This window comes from Cohnella nanjingensis (assembly GCF_014212125.1).
GTDB classification, from domain to species: Bacteria; Bacillota; Bacilli; order Paenibacillales; family Paenibacillaceae; genus Cohnella; species Cohnella nanjingensis.
Genome location: NZ_JACJVP010000025.1, coordinates 172,836 through 190,612, shown reverse-complemented (window position 1 = coordinate 190,612; position 17,777 = coordinate 172,836). Strand labels below are relative to the sequence as shown.

The 17,777-nt window shown below is 55.7% G+C and carries 15 protein-coding genes; 7 read left to right on the top strand and 8 right to left on the bottom strand.

From position 1 onward, the window contains the following. Positions 1 to 182 precede the first annotated feature (182 nt). Positions 183 to 689 (top strand): hypothetical protein, encoded by a 507-nt coding sequence (locus H7C19_RS16225; RefSeq protein WP_185143695.1) that lies wholly within the window; start codon positions 183 to 185, stop codon positions 687 to 689. A gap of 63 nt (positions 690 to 752) precedes the next feature. Here the strand turns inward: H7C19_RS16225 and H7C19_RS16220 are convergent, their stop codons facing one another. Continuing rightward, complete coding sequence (locus H7C19_RS16220; RefSeq protein ID WP_185143694.1) at positions 753 to 1,160, bottom strand: DUF6855 family protein; 408 nt, start codon at positions 1,158 to 1,160, stop codon at positions 753 to 755. Positions 1,161 to 1,448: 288 nt separating this feature from the next. On the opposite strand from H7C19_RS16220, the gene H7C19_RS16215 reads away from it, so the two are divergent. The 5 genes from H7C19_RS16215 to H7C19_RS16195 all read left to right on the top strand — a co-directional run bounded on the left by H7C19_RS16215 (position 1,449) and on the right by H7C19_RS16195 (position 4,549). Beyond that, on the top strand, positions 1,449 to 1,994 hold the full coding sequence (locus tag H7C19_RS16215) for a DinB family protein (protein WP_185143693.1): 546 nt from the start codon (positions 1,449 to 1,451) through the stop codon (positions 1,992 to 1,994). Positions 1,995 to 2,214: 220 nt separating this feature from the next. After that, positions 2,215 to 2,601, top strand: coding sequence for a hypothetical protein (locus H7C19_RS16210; RefSeq protein ID WP_313731702.1), 387 nt, complete (start codon positions 2,215 to 2,217; stop codon positions 2,599 to 2,601). An 82-nt stretch (positions 2,602 to 2,683) separates the two neighbouring features. Next, positions 2,684 to 3,538, top strand: coding sequence for an ABC transporter ATP-binding protein (locus H7C19_RS16205; RefSeq protein ID WP_185143761.1), 855 nt, complete (start codon positions 2,684 to 2,686; stop codon positions 3,536 to 3,538). Beyond that, on the top strand, positions 3,531 to 4,184 hold the full coding sequence (locus H7C19_RS16200; protein WP_185143692.1) for an ABC-2 transporter permease: 654 nt from the start codon (positions 3,531 to 3,533) through the stop codon (positions 4,182 to 4,184). Before H7C19_RS16205 ends, H7C19_RS16200 begins: the two co-directional genes overlap by 8 nt. After that, positions 4,184 to 4,549: a GntR family transcriptional regulator gene (locus H7C19_RS16195; RefSeq protein WP_185143691.1), complete on the top strand. Its 366-nt coding sequence runs from the start codon at positions 4,184 to 4,186 to the stop codon at positions 4,547 to 4,549. The genes H7C19_RS16200 and H7C19_RS16195 overlap by 1 nt, the downstream gene beginning before the upstream one ends. Before the next feature lie 82 nt (positions 4,550 to 4,631). Here H7C19_RS16195 and H7C19_RS16190 read toward each other — a convergent pair whose 3' ends face one another. From H7C19_RS16190 to H7C19_RS16170, 5 genes are all read right to left on the bottom strand, one after another. Next, the gene (locus tag H7C19_RS16190) at positions 4,632 to 6,143 is read right to left on the bottom strand and encodes an ABC transporter substrate-binding protein (RefSeq protein WP_185143690.1); all 1,512 of its coding nucleotides are present in this window, start codon (positions 6,141 to 6,143) and stop codon (positions 4,632 to 4,634) included. 54 nt (positions 6,144 to 6,197) lie between these two features. After that, positions 6,198 to 7,094: a carbohydrate ABC transporter permease gene (locus tag H7C19_RS16185; protein WP_185143689.1), complete on the bottom strand. Its 897-nt coding sequence runs from the start codon at positions 7,092 to 7,094 to the stop codon at positions 6,198 to 6,200. A 14-nt stretch (positions 7,095 to 7,108) separates the two neighbouring features. After that, positions 7,109 to 8,068, bottom strand: coding sequence for an ABC transporter permease (locus H7C19_RS16180; RefSeq protein ID WP_185143688.1), 960 nt, complete (start codon positions 8,066 to 8,068; stop codon positions 7,109 to 7,111). Between the two features lie 197 nt (positions 8,069 to 8,265). Further along, positions 8,266 to 11,535 carry an Ig-like domain-containing protein gene (locus H7C19_RS16175; protein WP_246469549.1) on the bottom strand — a complete coding sequence of 1,090 codons (3,270 nt, stop codon included), beginning with the start codon at positions 11,533 to 11,535 and terminating at the stop codon, positions 8,266 to 8,268. A gap of 122 nt (positions 11,536 to 11,657) precedes the next feature. Further along, positions 11,658 to 14,024, bottom strand: coding sequence for a helix-turn-helix transcriptional regulator (locus H7C19_RS16170; protein ID WP_185143686.1), 2,367 nt, complete (start codon positions 14,022 to 14,024; stop codon positions 11,658 to 11,660). 397 nt (positions 14,025 to 14,421) lie between these two features. Here H7C19_RS16170 and H7C19_RS16165 point away from each other — a divergent pair, with 397 nt between their 5' ends. Further along, entirely contained in the window at positions 14,422 to 16,176 is a 1,755-nt protein-coding gene (locus H7C19_RS16165; RefSeq protein WP_185143685.1) for a methyl-accepting chemotaxis protein, read from the top strand. 173 nt (positions 16,177 to 16,349) lie between these two features. On the opposite strand, the gene H7C19_RS16160 is transcribed toward H7C19_RS16165, so the two are convergent. After that, positions 16,350 to 16,568: a hypothetical protein gene (locus tag H7C19_RS16160; protein ID WP_185143684.1), complete on the bottom strand. Its 219-nt coding sequence runs from the start codon at positions 16,566 to 16,568 to the stop codon at positions 16,350 to 16,352. Between the two features lie 330 nt (positions 16,569 to 16,898). Further along, positions 16,899 to 17,543 (bottom strand): SGNH/GDSL hydrolase family protein, encoded by a 645-nt coding sequence (locus H7C19_RS16155; protein WP_185143683.1) that lies wholly within the window; start codon positions 17,541 to 17,543, stop codon positions 16,899 to 16,901. Between the last annotated feature and the right edge of the window lie 234 nt (positions 17,544 to 17,777).

Genomic DNA, 17,777 nt, shown 5'->3' with positions numbered 1-17,777 from the left:
TACATTTGAGTCGTATCTCTTTCGTTGTTTTGGACCGCCAATGGCGGGTTGCAAGCTGGAGCTCCCATAGGATCACCGCCTTATGTTGGGTTTAATAGAAATATAATCTAATTATTTTCGAATATCAACCCTTAAAATAATAGAATATATTTCTAAATTGGAGAAGGAAAGGAGGGGGCGGCATGGTCAACTTCGAAATTTGCGAGAGCACGCGGCAATGGTGCCGATACACGGAATTCTACGTCGAACATCGCCAGCGCATGATCGAGGGCTATCTGGTCAAAGACGCGCTCGCGGACGTCAAGAACTGCATGAGACACGGCCGGGCAGCCATTCTGACGGATGAATCGGGCGAGGCTATCGGCATCGGCAGTTTCGTGCTCGGCGTGGAGAGCGAGAAATTCGCCGACAAAAATATCGCGGTACTGGGCAACAGCTTTTTCGTCGAAAAGTATCGGAGCAACCGGACCTTCGTGCGCGGGCTTCAGACACTGGCTGAGCAAATTGCGGATATGAACGGGGACGTGAAGGAAGTGAGAATCCCGACAGCCTCCGGCAACCCGTATACGAACGGGTTGTATCGGAAGATCGCACGGCAAACCGGCACGATGGAGACGCGCTACGGCACCTTCCAAATCTACTCCGCTTCGTATGACGAATTCGCAAGCTTCTGCGATCGGTTCCATTGATGAATTTCAAATCAAATAAGCTGCCCTGTACGGGGGCAGCTTTTGCGCCTGCTTTACGTTCTTTTAAAGTGCTCTCATCCGATTATTCCTTGGATGGTGTTCGACTTCCGCAAGCCCTAGCGCCTCCATCAAAGGGGGGATATACATGCCGAATCTGCCGCGAAAACCTTTTTTCAAGCTGTACCAGCCGCCGATCGGGTTTTCGGGGGAACGCCCCCAAGCTTCGACCGTGCCTTCTTTCGCCGGCTTCTGTTCGTCGGCGCTCCCTAGTTCCATCCAATCCCCATGCTGCTTGAGCATTGCATGCAAGTCATCAATACAACGATAGTCGTAATGCAACACCGTTTTGCCTACCGTGCAAACGATAATGGGTTTGCCATCCTTTTCGTCCTTATACATTTCATATTCGGAGGTTTGAGGGGGAGTCTTTAATTTCCACGGGTTCTCTTTGGTTCCTGTTGCGGTCGACATCATTCAAAACCCCTTTAAGTTTGATTGGACACGCAAGTACAGAATATCACAGATCGTCGATGGAATGCTGATGGAATAGGAGCCTGTGGCAGGGGGCGGGCCGCCTGAAGCTGGTTCAGATCATTGCCCGGTATTTGTGAACTTCATGATCCATGAACAGTATTAGCAACCCGTCAATGATGGAGATTGGCGGATTCTTGATTTTTTAATGATTTGTTGACATTAATGATAAACGAAAATACAATTTGTTTATATAATAGATGAAATCGTCTGCGGGAGGGTTGTCAAGTGAATGATCATCCGATCCCAAAAGCAACGGACGGCATCCGGAGTACGCTGCATTTCCAGTTTCAAATTTCATGGCAGCTTCTCGACTATCATCTTGATGGGCTTAGGGATGAGGAATACTTGTGGCGTCCGGCTGCAAAAGGGCTTCATATTTCGAAGGAGTCCGGAGTCTGGCGCGCAGATTGGCCGGAATCGGAGTCCTACGATATCGGACCGCCGAGCATCGCTTGGTTAACTTGGCATATCACGTTTTGGTGGACCATGGTTCTCGACTATTCGTTCGGAAGCGGCACGTTACGTCGGGAGGAAGTAAGCTGTTTCGGCAACATTGAAGAAACCAGAAAACGGATCCTCCAGTTGCGCGATAAATGGGAAACCGCTGTGGGTGAATTGTCGGATGACGAATTTCTTTCCAACGACCGAACAAGGTGGCCCTTCGCCGATAAACCGTTTCATGAGCTAGCAGCATGGCTGAATTTGGAGTTGATGAAGAACGCCGCGGAAATTGGTTACGGTCGGTTCCTTTATGCCTCTCGGAAACAATAGATCGATCGGGGATAATGGGTTTTGCAAGACTCCTACATAGGAAGCACAGGAGCCCGACCGGGAACGGTCGGGCTTCTGCTGCTCTGTATTACGATACATCCTTTGCGGTGTAGCCAAATAAAGGCGATCGCACAATTGACTCCACGCACCTCTCGTGTTATATTGTGCATGCACGATATACACAATTAATCGAAAAACCATCATAAGGACGTGATTAGTAGTGAAAAAGTGGGATAAAACCTTTTTTATCGGATCCGTGCTGCTTGTTGTCGGGATCGTTTGGGCGATGACGACAAACCGCATTGGAACGACCGAATGGATGTTGTTGCTAGTGGGAGTCGTGTTAGGCATCTTGGCGGGAGTGGTTCAAGGGTGGGCCATCGCTCAAAAAGAACAAGGAAAAATCAAATCGGGCATGAGGATCTTCTATATCGTTGGAACAGTTATCGTGCTTGTTGCTCTGAAAGTCACCTTGAATATTGCATTTCCGTCGTATATCGCAACGAGTCAGATCGGAATCTGGCTGTCGATTGTTTTTGCCATTGGAGGCCTTCTACTCGGGCGTGCACTATACCCCCAACCGGTGAACTCGGCTAGGCGGGGGTGACGATCGTCCAACTCGATGAAAGCCGTTGTTGCGCATGCAAGAAGTATTGCAAGGAATACACCATTCGAAGAGGAGGCAGGGCATGCTGGCATTAGACATTCGAAATTTAAATAAAACATACAACAATTTTCAGCTCAAAGACGTCTCGTTCCAACTGGAGAAGGGCTATATTATGGGGTTTATCGGCACCAACGGCGCAGGAAAGACAACGACCATCAAATCGATTATGAATATGATTCAGGTGGAAAGCGGCGAGGTACACATTCTGGGCAAGAACATGGCCGAACACGAGGTCGAATTGAAGCAAGAAATCGGATGCGCGTTCGGCGACATCGATTTCTACACGCGAAGCAAAATCAAAACGTTGACCGAAGCGATCAAGAAATTCTATAAGAATTGGGACGATCAAACCTATAACAAGTATCTAAAAAGGTTCAAATTGGACGAAAACAAAAAAATCATCGAATTGTCGACGGGAATGAAAGTCAAGTACAGTTTGGCGCTTGCCTTATCCCATGGCGCGAAGCTGCTCATTCTCGACGAACCGACAAGCGGTCTCGACCCGGTCTCCAGAGACGATCTGCTGGATATTTTTCAAGAGCTCGTCGTGGATGGCGAAATCAGCATTCTTTTCTCGACCCATATTACCTCCGATTTGGAAAAATGCGCGGATTTCATTACCTTTATCGAAGACGGGCAAATTATCCAAAGCTCCGAAAAAGAAGCATTTTTGGAATCTTATCGACTGCTAAGCGGCAGCCGAAGCCAGTTGGACCAGGTAAAGGAGCAGCTGATTTCCTACAAAATCAATTCGTTCGGCTTTATGGGATTGATCCGCTCCGAAGACTTCGATCCCGCATCCGATCTGAAAGCAACTACGCCTAATCTCGAGGAAATCATGATTTACTTCGCGAAAAGGGAGGATATGCATGTATAATCTATTGATCAAGGATATCAAATTGGGCGTACATCCGATGTTCTTCGTCATGCCTTTTTTAACAGGCGCCTTAATGCTTATTCCCGGCTGGATCTATTTTCTCGTCCTTCTGTATTTTTGCTGGATCACAATACCGAACATATTTGGCGGATTTAAAGCGCAGAACGATTTGCTCTTTACCACGATGATGCCCGTCACCAAAAAAGACATGGTGAAAGCAAGGGTATCCGTCATCGTCATCCTGGAATTGCTGCATATCGTAATCGCCATGCTTTTTGGTATCCTGAACCTGAACCTATACCCGCATTTTGTCTACTACTTCTTCGCGCCGCACATGGCTTTTTGGGGACTCTGTTTCGTCATGCTTGCGATTTTCAACCTGATCTTGATCCCCATGTATTACAAGACGGCCTATAAATATGGCGGGGCGGCGAGCACGGCCATTGCGGCCGCGATGCTTTTTGCCGGAGTCGCGCAATGGATCGGAGTCGAGAATTCCGCTGTGGCCGACGCATTCAATGGCGCCGGCGTCCACAACACGGCGCTTCAAATATCTATCCTGGCCGCAGGAATTGCAATCTTTATTGCATTTACCATGATTGCCTATCGCATGGCGGTCAAACGATTCCTCAAAGTAGAGATATGATGAACGTAGCGATTTCAAACACCTCCGAAAAACCGATTTACCAGCAGCTTTTCGAACAGATCGGCTCGCAAATTTTGAAAGGCGAGCTGGAAAGCGGCTATTGCCTGCCGCCGATTCGGCAAGCGGCGCAGGAGCTTCGCGTTAGCGTCATCACCGTTAAGAAAGCTTGGGAAGAGCTCGAGCGATGCGGGTTGATCCATACGATAACGGGCAAAGGGTGTTTCGTAGCCGAATTCTCTTCCGAAGAGATGCTGCAAATCCGCAACGACATGATCTTGAAGCAAATGGAGAACGACACTTCTTACTACAAATCCTTTGGCCTCACCCTGGACGAGGTTGTGGAGCTGTTAAAAAAGATTTATTAACCGAAGACGACGCCATAGAAGCGTGAAAAAGCAACCCGCCCTTCATGGAAGGGCGAGTTGCTTTTCGTGTTTGATCCGGGACTCATCCGTTTTTCTTTTTCTCCGCGACCCAGGCGTCCAACTGCCGCTGAAGCTCCGCCTGAATTTTCTCGCTGCCGGCTTTTTTGAGCTTGTCGAGGTACTGGGGCAAGTACTCGGCTGGGTCGACCGTGCCGGTGAAGAGCAGCGGCTCGTATTCGGCGCGGATGGCGGCGACGTTGGCGTTCTCCGCCTTGACCGAGGTGTCGTCGAAGTTGAATCCGAACGTCGGCTGGACGACGGCCGACTCGTTCAGCTTTTTCGTCACTTCCCAAGTATCCGGCGCCTGGCCTTCGATCAGATAACCGTTGAACACGTTGCCGAATACCCAGTTGGAAGCAATGTAGCCGCCGTTCGGCTTCGTTTTGACAGTGTTGTCGTTCAGCTTGTCGTAATGCTTGCCTTCGAGGCCGAAGCTAAGCAAGTTGAACAGCTTGCTGTCGGTGTTGACCAGTTCGAGCAGCATCATCGCGCGCTCCGGATTTTTGGAGGTGCGGCTGATGGCCGTCAGCGTCGCGATGTTGGAGGTACGGGTCGTGGTCACGTCCGTCAGCGGGATGCCGACGATGTCTCTTCCGCCGTTTTTGGCCTTGATCTCGGCCTCGTACCCCGGCTTCATCGTGTATTCGATGGACGCGGCGAATTTGCCGTTGTAGCTGCTGTCGATCTGCTTGACCGTGGACGCGTCTTCGTTGATGTAGCCTTTCTCGAACCAGCGGTGCATCAGCTCGACGAACTGTTTGTATTCCGGCGATTCTTCCATCGAGTTCGTCTTGTACGATTCGTCGCCGATCTTGACCCCGTAGTCGTCGTAGCCGTAAAAGAACGGATGGAACTTCGTGAGCGGACCGACGAGCATGAAGGGAACGATGCCGGGTTCGTTTTTCTTGACCTGCTCGAAGAACGGCTCCAGGTCCTCATACCGCTTCACCTTGGACGTGTCCAGCCCGTATTTGTCCGCATACTCCTTAATCACGTTAATGCCGTAACGGGAGATGACGGTCTGATAGTTCGGCACGGCGTAGATTTTGCCCTGGTGCTTGGTCGCGTCCCAGGTGAACTGGGGGATCGCCTGCTTCGTCTCGGGGGCGTATTTGTCGATCAGCTCGTCGAGCGGCAGGAAGGCGCCCTTTTTCACGTTCTCGTCGTAGTTGAACGCCCAGTTCGCCGTCCAGACGAGATCGAATTTCTCGCCGGCAGCGCTGGCCGTGTTCAGCTTCGTCGTGTAGCTGCCGAAGTCGATCGGCTTCAGCTTGACGGTCGCGTTGATTTTCGGCTTGATGATTTTGTTGACCTCATCCTCGATCAGCTGCTGATCCGGCGATACCTGCGCGACGCCGTAGTACCACGTGAGCGTAACTTCGGGAAGCGCGCCGTCGCCCCCCGACGCGGATGCCGGAGCGGACGCGCCGCCGCTCGCCGAAGGCGAAGCCGTGCCTCCGCTGCCGCTGCCGCACGCCGTCGCGAGCATGGCCAACCCCAACAGGACGATGCCCATGTATCGAGCCCTCTTCATACCCAAACCCCTCCATTTGTCTAATCGATCCCTGCGAAACAATACCCTGAAGAACTATCCTTTCAACGAGCCTACCGTCATGCCTTGCACGAAGTACTTTTGGAAAAACGGAAAGATGAACATCATCGGGCCCGCCACCAGAATGACCAGCGCCATCCGCATCGATTCGTTGGGCAGCTGGCTCATGTCGAGCCCCAGGCTCTGGATGTATTCGCTGTTGTTGCGGAGAAAATCGAGCGTGTTCATGATGCGGACGAGCAGCAGCTGCAGCGGCACGAGCCGGTCGCTGTCGATGAACAGCAGCGCGTTGAACCACTCGTTCCAATAGTTGAAGGCGATGAACAGGCCAAGCGTCGCCAGCGCCGGCGTCGACAGCGGCAGGATCATGCGGAAGAAGATGCGCCATTCGCTCGCCCCGTCGACCTTGGCCGATTCGATCAGCTCGTGCGGGATTTTGCCCATAAACCCTTTCATGATGAGCACGTAAAAGGGAGACAGCATGCCCGGCAAAATGATCGCCCACAAGGAATTTTTCAGGTGCAGGTATTGCGTCATCAAAATGTAGAACGGCACCAGCCCGCCGGAGAAAAGCATCGTGAAGAAGATGTACACCGTCAAAGGAACTCTCAGCCGATAATCTCGCCGCGAGATCGTATAGGCAACCATGCTGGTGATCAGCAGACTCAGGACGGTGCCGGCCGCGGTGATGAAGATGGTGTTCCCATAGGCCCGCAGCAGCGCGCCCGGCGTCCGCAAAATAAAGTCGTACGCGATGATGCTGAAGCGGGAGGGGAAAAACGAATAGCCGAACTCGACCAGCGCTTTCTCGTCGGTCAGGGAAACGGATACGATCAACAGAAAAGGCGCCACGATCGCGATCGACAGCAGCGCAAAAAACAAATGGATCATCGCGTTGCCGAATCGGTTGCGTTTCAATGCCGTCTCGCTCATGGATGCGTCATCTCCTACCAAAGCGAATTTTCCTCGTTGATTTTGCGGACCGCGTAGTTGGCCGCCACCACCAGCGCGAATCCGACGAGCGACTGATACAGCCCTACGGCGGCCGCCATCGAGGTGTCCCCGCTGACGCTGAGCGCGCGATAGACGAACGTGTCGATAATGTCGACCGTGTTGTACAGCAGCGGCGAATTGCCCGATACGAAGAAATGAAGGCCGAAGTCGCCCCGGAACATGCTGCCGATCGTCATAATGAGCAGGATCGTAATGAGCGGAGCCAGCATCGGAATCGTAATTTTGCGCACCATCTGGAACCGGGTCGCCCCGTCCATCCGCGCCGCCTCGTAGTAGGACGGATCGATCGCGACGATGCCGGCATAGTAGACGAGCGCCGAAAAGCCGATCGACTTCCACATATGGGCGATGGTCAGAATGGCCGGCCAGTCGGCCGGCTCGAGGTACCAGCGAACCCGATTCAGGCCGAACGATTCGAGCAGCCGATTGACGAAGCCGTAGTCGTGATGCAGGAAAATTTGCGCCAGGTACATGATGACGACCCAGGAAACGAAGGTCGGCAGAAACATGACGGTCTGGTAGTACTTGCTCCATTTCCGCGAGATCTCGTTCAGCAGAATGGCGACGAACAGCGCGCAAAACGTCGTCGCGATCCAAAACCAGACGTTATAGAGCACGGTGTTGCGGGTGACGATGTACGCCTTCTCGGTCAGGAAGAAAAACTTGAAGTTCGCGAGCCCGACCCACTCGCTGCCCCAGATGCCTTTGTCGTACCGGTAGTTCTTGAACGCGATGATAACCCCGAACATCGTCAAATAGCTGAAAACGAAAATATAAATCACCGCCGGGAGCGCGAGCAGACTCAGCTCCTTATCGCTGCCGCGAAGCTTCTTGCGGGATTTCGGCTTGTCTTCGGCGATGGCGCTGGGCAAGACGGCTTCGGAATGGCGCATGCGTCCCGTCCTCCTCTCGATTGTGTTGGTTCGAATGCGTCCGGTTCGCTTCTCCATCATGGCACGCCCGCCGGCGCCGCCGAAATCTCAAATATCGCACTTCGTATCAAAATGGATCGTCAAATCGGACAATGACTTCAATTTCGCCGCCTTCGGAGCCGCCCCGCCCCCATGGGGCGGCTCCGAAGGCGGCAGCATTACTTGTTCTTGGCCGGAATCAGCTCGATCGCGCCCGTTTTCCCGCCGTAGTTGTAAACGTTGAAGTACCCTTCCGCGGCGATCGGGTTGTTCGCGTCGGCGTCCCATTCGTTCAGGATGACACGGGAGCCCGATTTCAGGATGAACCGTTCTCCGCCGGCCGAACGGATGACGCCGATCTCGATCTCGTATTCGCGACCGCCTTGGAAGGCGTCGTTGGGGATGATGCGGACCATCTTTTGCCCCGGCTTCCACGCCTGGAATTCGATCTGGTCCTCTTTGATGACGATCAGATACCCTTTGTTGCCGTTCACCCAAGTCGGGTCGCCGGTCCGGTCGGAGCGCAGCGCGAATCCGTACCAGCCTCCGTCGTACGCGCCGAACTTGGCGTTGAACTTCAGGAGGGCGCTGCCGAACTTCTGGGCTTCGTAGCCGAATACGCCCTGCCCGGCGATCCGGACGTTCCCTTTGCGGAAATCGACCGCGTCCGATTTCGTCCATCCTTTTTGGTCTTTAATGGCTTTGTTCAACGTTTGGACCGGGTAATTCGGCCATGCCCGGACCGTTACGGTCGATTGGGCTTTGATCTTGTCGTTCTCCGCGGAGACGGCCGTCAGGGTCGCCGAGCCGGGCTTCAAAGCCGTCACGAGGCCCGCCTGGTCTACGATGGCGACTTTCGGGTTGCTGGACATCCACTTGACGTTTTTGTTGGAGGCGGCCGGCGGCAGGACGGTGGCCGCAAGCGGGCTTCGTTCGCCCGGCTCGAGCGTCAGCGCGGCCGGAGACAGTTCGATGCCCGTGACCGGCTCGAGGATCTCGTCGGTCACCGTAACCTCCAGTTCGTCCGACAGCGCGGGGTTCGCGGCCGATTGCGCCCGGATGACCGCCACGCCCGGCGCCAGCGCCTGAATGCCGCCGTTTCCGTCGACCTTGGCGATCGCCGGGTCGCTGCTCTCGTACGTTACGGCGCCGAGGTCCGCGTTCCAAGGGATCGGCGCCGCCCGGACGGGGAGCGTTTGACCGAGCTCAATCGTGATCTTGGCGTATGGGAAGGCGAGACCGGTTAGCTGAACCGCGTCGGGCGCGTGGGTAACGCCGACTTTGCCCTGCGTGCCGATCTGCTCGAACGGAATGTCGACGAAGCCCGGGATCCGGCTGAATACCGCCGCGTCCTTCCGCAGGCGCAGATCGCCGGCGGCCAGATTCTCGAAGCCCGGATCCTGATCGGTCACCCAGTTCCCCGCGCTATTCAGCAGGTTAAGGACGTCTCTCGCGCCTTGCGCATTGACCTCCGAGGAGTGCTGCAGCGTCGGGTTGTAGACGACGTTGTTCTGAAAGTCGTTGGTGTCCGGATAATAGCGATTCTCCTGGAAGAAGCGGGCGAGCTCCGGATATTTGGCCAAGTAGGGGGTGCCGATAAAATCGCCGTTGTCTTGAAAAAGCTTCTTCCATTGCGGCATATAGGCTTCGTCGATCTTGTTCCCGGGCGCGTCGCCCAGGAACATCTCCTGGTTGTCGAACGGGACGTACGCGTCGATAAACAAGTTGTTGGTCGCCTTGATGTAGGCGCCGGCGTTGTTTTTGATCGCCGCGTTCCCCATCTTGTAGAAGACATTCTGCTCGATCGTCAGCCCCATGGTCAGATTGTCCGGATAGACGCCTTCCACGCCCGGCTTGTTTTCGCCGATATGGTGGAAGTAGTTGCGCCGGACGACCGTTCCCCGTTCCTGCGGGGTCGCGCCCGCGTTCATGTAAATGGCGCCCAGATCGGAAAATAGCTTGCACACGTCGTAGATGTTGTTGTACTCGACCAGATGATCGTTGCCGAAAATCAGGATGCCCGGGTGGGGGGCGTCGTGAATTTCGTTGCCGACCGCCTGGTTGCCGACGCCGCGCAGGACGACGCCGGGGTTGTACGCTTTGTTGTAGAAGGCGAAGTCGTGGATATGGGAATTCGCCACCCGGTTGTTGCCGGGCTCGAGTGTCGCCGCGTTTCCGCCGTTCAGCGTGACGGCCAGCGCCCCGATATGATGGATATGGGTGCTGTCGATCAGATGGTCGTGGCCGTTCAGCAGGTTGTCCGCCACCGGTTCCATCGCTTTGCTCGGCACGTTGACGAACACGGCGCCGCCCGCGAAATTGCTGATGTCGCAGTGCGAGATCGTCACGTGGCTGCCCCCGATGAGGACGGCCGCCGTGTCCCGGCCGTACGCCAGCTGGAGCTCTTCGAATCGGATATAGGAGGCTCCGTTCGTCGCGATCATCGGCTTATTCAGCGTCGTTACCGTAATCTCGCCGTTTCCGGTGCGGAAGTCCGCGTTCGGAAACAGGTACAGCAAGCCTTTCGCGCGGTCGATGTAATACTCGCCGGGCGCGTCGATTTCCTCCAGCAGGTTTTCGGCGAAGTGGAAGTCGGGGTACCAGTTTTTCTGGATGCCGGACATCTCGCCGTACTGCAGCGTGATCGTCTTCTTGTCGGTATCGATGCTAGCGATTTTGTTGTAGGACCATTCCCAGCTGTAACCGAAAATGCCGTCCAGCCAAATCTCGTCCGCCTGCTTCCAAAACAGGGGACGGTCGTACGCGTACTTGAACGTCCCGCCCCTCGTCTGCAGGTCCGGATCGTTCACCGTCGGCCCGGGATCGACGATATCGCCCATCTGGACCGTGCCGGCGTTCGGCCAGCGGGCGAGCGTCATGCCTTGGCCTCCGATGTACAGCTGCATCGGCGCCAGCAGGCTGATGTCGCTGGCTTTCCAGTAGCCGTGCCGGCTGATCTGCCCGTAATCGGCCAAGCCCGCGGCCGCCAGATCGAACTGGACGACCTTGCCGCGCGCCGCCGGATCGATGATCCGCTTCAGGACGTCCGGATCGTCGACGGGCTGGAAGCCGGTCCGGTCCAGGTTCGCGCCGCCCGACAGCTGCACCGTCTCGCCCGGGTAGGCGCGGTAGACGATGGGGGAGTCGGCGGTACCCGAATCCGCCTCCGTCAGCTCGAACGACTCGCTTCGCGGGTAAGTGCCTTCCCGGATATAGACGGTCACGCCTCCCGCCGGCAAGCCTTCTCCTTCCTTGAGGACGCGGATGGCATTCCGCGCCGCTTCCAGCGTGCGGAACGGGTCGTTGATTCCGCCTGTGTTGTAATCGCTTCCATCCGTGGCCACGTAAAACGCCTTTCCCGTTTCTTCCTGCGCATACCCGCTTGGGGCGGGAAACCATCCCAGCCCCAGCGTCAGCAGCAGCACCGCCGCCCAAAACCGCTTGCCCATCATTCTCACGCCTTTCCTCGTTTGGTGTGGATTGCGGTTTCATTGTGGCAAAGGGAGGGGGCGGCGGCTATCCCAAAACGGCGCGAACGTGCCAACCCGCGTATCAGGATTTGCATTTCATCTCAATTTTGCGTCCCGTTCAGCCGGTTTTCTTCCCCGAGCGTCGCGTTCATGCGGAATTCCTTCGGCGTCATGCCGTACTTCTTTTTGAACAGCGTAATAAAGTAGCTAGCATTGTTAAAGCCGAGATAATCGGCGATCTCCTTAACGCTGAAGCTGCCGGCGAGGAGCATCTCCCGCGCTTTGTCGAGCCGATATCCGTTGATGTAGTCGCCGACGGAGACGTTCAAGTACTGTTTGAACAGACGGCCGACGTAGGCCGACGACATCTTGAAGTTCGAGGCGACGGACTGCAGGCTCAGGTTGATGTCCAGCGCGTTTTTCTCCACGAATTCCTTGATCGCGTCGACGACGACTTTGTTCTTGTCTTCCTTCTGCGCTTCCCTGTCCGCCAGGCATACCTGCACGAGGAAATGCGCGATCTTCTCCTTCATCTCGGCGAGCGTATCGGAGCGGGCGACATGGGTCCCGAGCGTCTGCATCGCGATGGAATTCGAGTGGGCGGCGAACGTCGGCTCGCGAAGCACCTGCCGGACGACCAGCAGGATCTGCTGAACCGCGAACGTCATCTCGTCGTACGGAAAAGCGGAGATCGCGCCGAACCATTTCCGGAGCAGCGCCAGGATCGCCTTGTCGTCCCGGGCGCGGATCGCCTCGCCCAGCTTTTTCTCCCATTCCGCCGGAATCGAGACGTCCCGGCGGGCCATGTTGCTCTCCACGTCCTCGGGTACGATGATGGAGCCCGGGCCGTACAGCAGGCGGTACATCAGCTGCCGGACCGCCGCCTGGTAGGCGAGGCTGACCTCGCCCGGATCGGACACGGGATGATAGACCGCGGCCGAGAAGGTGCGGCGGTAATATCGTCGGCAAGTCCCGACCGCTTCGGCGAGCAGCTTCCGCAGGGCGGCCGAATCGGCTCCCTCAGCCGTCGTTCGGACGATGGCGACGAGAAATTCGTTTTTCATATCCAGCACCCGGACCGGGTATGAACGGGCGAGCGTCTCTTCGGTAATATTGCACGCCGCAAACCGGAACAGATCGTCCCGGACGTGCGAATGCATGGCGGGAAGCGAAGGATCCGGCGTCAGCACGGCAACGATCCACCCCGGCTCAGCTTCGTCGCCTTCCGGGAACAAGAGGGGCCATGCCGCACGGCATTCCCGGAGCTCCTCCTCGGTCAAAGATTCGCTGTCGGCCATCCATCGCCGCAAGTAATAGTCGTTCACGATCTGCTGATTTCGGTTCTCCTCCTCGTGGGCAAGCCGGAGCTTGTTCAGCGTGCGCTCATACACGCCGGAGATGTAGCTCATCTCGTCCTGCGTCGTCTTGGGCCCCCCGGGGAGAGGAACTAGCGTGTTCCGTCTGAATTGATCGGTCAGCTTGCGGATCGGCTGGTACAACCGGTTCGCGACGGCGGCGGAGAGCACGATCGAGATCGCCAGCGCGAGGCCGATCAGCAAAAAGGAAAGGTCGCGAAAAGACTCCACGCGTCCCATCACGGTGTCGTACGGCAGTATGCTCATGATTTTCCAATCGTTCACCCCGACGCTCATCTCGGAGACCAGATACTTCTCCCCGCCGAGCCGGCGGACTTGGAACAGGTCGGACGCAGGTCCGGCGTGGAGCGCCGTTCCTCCGCCCGCCTCCGCCAGCTTTTTCGTGGTCTCGTTGCGATAAGCCAGCGCTTTGCCGTCCTGATCGAGCACGACGATGCCGTCTTGGCGGCCGCCGAGATTGTTCACGTTGGCAATGTTATCGAACACCCACTGCGGCCGGATGTTGACGATGACCGCGTTCGGAGCCGCGCCGTTCGCCGGATGGCTTTCAAGGACGAAAAAGGAGAACAAATCGACGTTCGCGTTCCGCTCGTCCGTCTTCATCGGAACGAGTCTGCCCCCGGTCAAGCGGTCGGACTGCCGCAGACTGCGCAGCGTCATCTCCTCCAGTTCCTTCAGGTGCGTGCGGGACCACTTGCCGGAGCCTCCGATGTACATGCGCCCTTCGACGCCGTTGTAGACCGCGATCGAATCGACGAAGGAGGTGGAATCGGCGACCGTATCGAGCATGCGGAGCGTTTGAAACTTCGTGAAGGAATCCGGTTCTCTGGCGTTCATCAAATAGACGATGCTTTTGTCGAAGCTCATCATGATCGCGATATTCTGAACGATTTCATGCAAATAGTTGATGTTGTATTTGATTTGGGACAACACTTTTTCGTCGGCGTCCTTTTGCGTGTCCAGGACGACGTTTTTGGAGCTGACGTAATAGGCGATGGAGAACAGGACGAGCAGACCGACAAACGAGAGGTTGAAGTACAGGACGATTCGCTGCAAATATTTCCGGCTTTTGAGCCATCGGACGATGCCCATCGGAGGAAGCCCCCCTTTCTACTGTAGAAATATCATTTCTGGAATGCGCTTTCATGTCAATCCAAAAAAATGCGAATCGTATCAAAGTCTAAAGAATTGCATCATTTTGTTACATGAAGAGCCCATTCGGGATGGACACGTCGGGGTTTATTTATCCATCAACGGTTATTTTCGATGGTTTGTCATCCCTTCAGGCGGCGACCTGGAAGGAAAATGCGCAGTTATGTCGAATTTTGTAGAGGTTCTACTGGCAAGTAAAAACGGCTTCGCCGTCTTCCCGGACGGCGACACGTTTTTATCGGAGGTCATACAGAAATGGATAGGGGTAAAACTTATACATTCTGTATGACTAAAGAAAACCACATGCGCATATTGCAGCCGAAGGAGCACTTCTTCCATGTTCAGATTCAACAGTCGGTTGGTCCTCAAGCTGTCCCTCAGCATTCTGGCCCTCCTCGTTCTCCTGTCTTCCGTCTTGATCGTCATGCAAATCCGCAACACCAAGAAAGCTAGCGAAGAAGCGATCGGCAGCTTCAACATGCATATGGCGGAAGCCTATGCGGGGCAGTTCGATTTGAAGTCCTACGCCGACTTTTTGAAGAATGCCACGGAGACGGATCTCTACTGGAATCTCCGCGAAGAGCTGAACCTTTACCGGCAGCGGATCGGCGCGATGTATGTATATACGGTGCGAATCGATGGCGACAAGAAGCCGATCCTGCTCATCGACGGGCAGCCGCGGAGTTCGGATTCGGCGTCGCCGATCGGGGAAGTCACGGATATGCCCGAGCAGGCGATCGAGGCGATCCTGGACGGGCAACCGGCCAAGACGAGCGTCATCCGGAACCCGGAGTACGGCGATTATCTTTCGTCCTATGCGCCGCTGCGCGATGCGGACGGCAAGGTGATCGGAGCGCTCGGCATCGATACGAACGTATCGGTGGCGAATTCGATCTATCGGGACGTCATCCGGAATAGCATGCCTCTGTTCGTCCTGATGGGGATCCTCACGCTCCTGATCTTCATCCTGATCGTTTGGTTTATGTCTCGGGCCTTGAGGCCGCTGGGCGTGATCGTCAAGGGTGCGGAGGCCATTGCCCGCGGGGATCTCGCAGATGCGAAGGCGCATCTTGGCGCCAAGCGGGTCAGGTCGAAGGACGAGATCGGACAAGCCTATTCGGCGATGATCCGGATGACCGAACGGCTCGGCGTCACGCTCGGGGACGTGGTTCGCGATATGGCGGACACGACGCAAAGTCTCGTTCGATCTACGAACCAGTTCGGTTCGGAGAGCGAACGGATGGTGGCGATGAACGAGAGCCTGGAGCAGTCGGCGGCGGAGCTGGCAGACGGCGCGAAGCATCAAAGGATCGGAGCGGAGGAGAGCGCCAAGTCGGTGGGCGAGATGGCTGCCGCCATCGGGCGGATCGCGGAAGCCTCGGCGTCCGTGACGGAGGTGTCCGGCGAAGCGCTGGCGTCCGCGGAGCGCGGCAGGAACGCCATCGGGTGGCTGCGCGAGCAGGTGGCTTCGATGTCCGATGCCGCCAGGCAGACGACGGAGTCGGTGCAGGTGCTGGAGGCTTGCATGCAAGAGATCGAACCGGCGCTGGCAGCCGTCACGGGCATCTCCGATCAGACCAAGCTGCTGGCGCTCAATGCGTCGATTGAGGCGGCACGGGCCGCAGAGCATGGGGCGGGCTTCGCGATCGTCGCCGGCGAAGTGCGCAAGCTGGCCGACGCATCCGCCGTTGCAGTCAAGCACATCGCCGAGCTCCTGCTCCAAATCAAGCAAGAGTCGGTGCGGATCGGGGAGCGGATGCGGGAGGAAGGCCAAGAGATCAACCGGGGAGAGGAATTGTCCGGTCAAGCCGAACGGCTGTTCAACCTCGCGATGGACCGGTTCGTTCTGGTGAACGGCCAGATTCAAGAGATCTCCGCGGCTTCGGAGGAGGTGCTGGCCGGCTCCGAGGAGGTCTCCGCATCCGTGGAGCAGATCTCCAGGATCTCCCGGCAAGCGGAAGACAGCACGGAGGCGCTTCGCGCAATGTCTGCTCGCCAGTTGGAGGCGGCCAAGCGAATCGCCGATACGACCGAGCTGCTGAGAGAGAGGAGCTCCGGCTTGGAAGCGGCGGTCGGCAAGTTCAAGTTGTAGGCCTTCATTGTTGATTAGTTTTCCTCGATCGCCACGCATCGCGTCAAATCGGGGGATTCCCCGGTATGTACGGTTCTACGCTGTAGTGGATACGGTGCGTTCCCGCAAGCAGGCCAAATTAGGAAAGACCCCAGCTGTAAGAACAGCGGGGATCTTGATTTGATGTGAGCTGTTTAGAAAAAATCCCGGAAGCCTCTTCTAAAGAAAAACGGTGACTCAAATTCGAATGGCTCAAATCGCTCGAATCGTTCGAATGGCTCAAAACGTTCGAATCCAAACGGGAAAAATGCTTTTGTACGCACGGATTTTGCGGTTTTAAGCTTTCTCGCGCTTGTACGGACATTCTTCTGTTTTTTGTTTGAGGGAATAGATTTTTTTCTGAGTGCTTGCATGTGAATCACCACCTGTCTATTAAAAGTGATTATTCCCATACTCAATATATGAATGGATAAGCATACGGTCCGTCCATCAGCACAGATCAAACCAAAATTCCGCATATACAACAAATCCCCGCGAGCCTTGGCTGGGCGGGGCGGGGAATCTAGTTGCACCGTTTGGGCTGTTTAGGTCTAATCTCATCAAACATTCTGTACATCTGCGTTCTCCATCACCATCCCCGGGGGCTAGGCGTTGAACGCGAATAAGCCCGGAGCTTCGGCTCTTGGGCTGTTGCGGTGGCGGATCTGGAAAACACAGTCGTGAAACGATTGCTAGGCTTTGATTCATTGATTCATCATAAAAGGCATTAATCCTTGCGCAATCACTTGGTGGCCGAGATCGTTGGGGTGAACGGGGAGCGATCTTCCTTGCGCATCCTCGAGTCGTCCCGATCGATAACCGGCAATCAATTGCGGCTGCCTGCCTTCGAACCAGCGATGTGCGGGCGCTAGGATGACATGATGGTGTCTAGCCGCTTGCATGGTGACGCCGTTGAGCGCGGCGATGGCTTCCGCGGCGATGGCGCTCTTGGGAAAAGGGTTGTACTGCGTGCATAAGACGATCGTCGTCCGGCTGACCCTTCGGATCGTCTTGATCATGACGGTCAGGTCTCGTTGGTAACGGGACAGCATGTCTGGAATCATGCGTTTGTCTGCCCCGCTAAGCATCGATAAACCCGCGAGGACCAGGTTGTCGCCGCCGACCCAAACGCTCGTCGCTGTAGAATTTCTAAGCTGAATCGGATCAAGGTCCAACAAGGCGTGAAGCAAATCCGTACTCGTCCATCCAGAGTTGGCCACAACCTGTGAACATGCGTGTCTGTGCCGAGAACGCAGCATGCCGGCAATCCGTTGCGGATAGGCTTGCGCAGGACAAGTTGCGCCAAGGCCGTGCGTAATGGAATCTCCCATAGCCGTATACACGATCATTTTATAAAACTCCTTCCAATAGACGATCACTCCAACATATGGATATTTGAGGCGGCCTGTTTGTACCTTTATACAGGTTAAGGACAATTCCGCTTGCAAGGAAGATTTCTCGCGCCCACCCGCAAGCCTCCATGCGGTCCAATAGGGTGCTGCAAGCTCAGTCGTTAACCACGCCAAACACCAAAATCAAAAACACCCGCCAAAATCTCGCGGGTGTCTTTCCTGAAGGGGACC

Excerpts from the sequence above, each read along its gene's own strand:
- H7C19_RS16180 (WP_185143688.1), bottom strand. The coding sequence starts at position 8,068 with ATGCGCCATTCCGAAGCCGTCTTGCCCAGCGCCATCGCCGAAGACAAG.
- H7C19_RS16200 (WP_185143692.1), top strand. The coding sequence starts at position 3,531 with ATGTATAATCTATTGATCAAGGATATCAAATTGGGCGTACATCCGATG.
- H7C19_RS16160 (WP_185143684.1), bottom strand. The coding sequence starts at position 16,568 with ATGCAAGCACTCAGAAAAAAATCTATTCCCTCAAACAAAAAACAGAAG.
- H7C19_RS16195 (WP_185143691.1), top strand. The coding sequence starts at position 4,184 with ATGAACGTAGCGATTTCAAACACCTCCGAAAAACCGATTTACCAGCAG.
- H7C19_RS16190 (WP_185143690.1), bottom strand. The coding sequence starts at position 6,143 with ATGAAGAGGGCTCGATACATGGGCATCGTCCTGTTGGGGTTGGCCATG.
- H7C19_RS16185 (WP_185143689.1), bottom strand. The coding sequence starts at position 7,094 with ATGAGCGAGACGGCATTGAAACGCAACCGATTCGGCAACGCGATGATC.
- H7C19_RS16225 (WP_185143695.1), top strand. The coding sequence starts at position 183 with ATGGTCAACTTCGAAATTTGCGAGAGCACGCGGCAATGGTGCCGATAC.
- H7C19_RS16165 (WP_185143685.1), top strand. The coding sequence starts at position 14,422 with ATGTTCAGATTCAACAGTCGGTTGGTCCTCAAGCTGTCCCTCAGCATT.
- H7C19_RS16205 (WP_185143761.1), top strand. The coding sequence starts at position 2,684 with ATGCTGGCATTAGACATTCGAAATTTAAATAAAACATACAACAATTTT.
- H7C19_RS16155 (WP_185143683.1), bottom strand. The coding sequence starts at position 17,543 with ATGATCGTGTATACGGCTATGGGAGATTCCATTACGCACGGCCTTGGC.
- H7C19_RS16220 (WP_185143694.1), bottom strand. The coding sequence starts at position 1,160 with ATGTCGACCGCAACAGGAACCAAAGAGAACCCGTGGAAATTAAAGACT.
- H7C19_RS16170 (WP_185143686.1), bottom strand. The coding sequence starts at position 14,024 with ATGGGCATCGTCCGATGGCTCAAAAGCCGGAAATATTTGCAGCGAATC.
- H7C19_RS16175 (WP_246469549.1), bottom strand. The coding sequence starts at position 11,535 with ATGGGCAAGCGGTTTTGGGCGGCGGTGCTGCTGCTGACGCTGGGGCTG.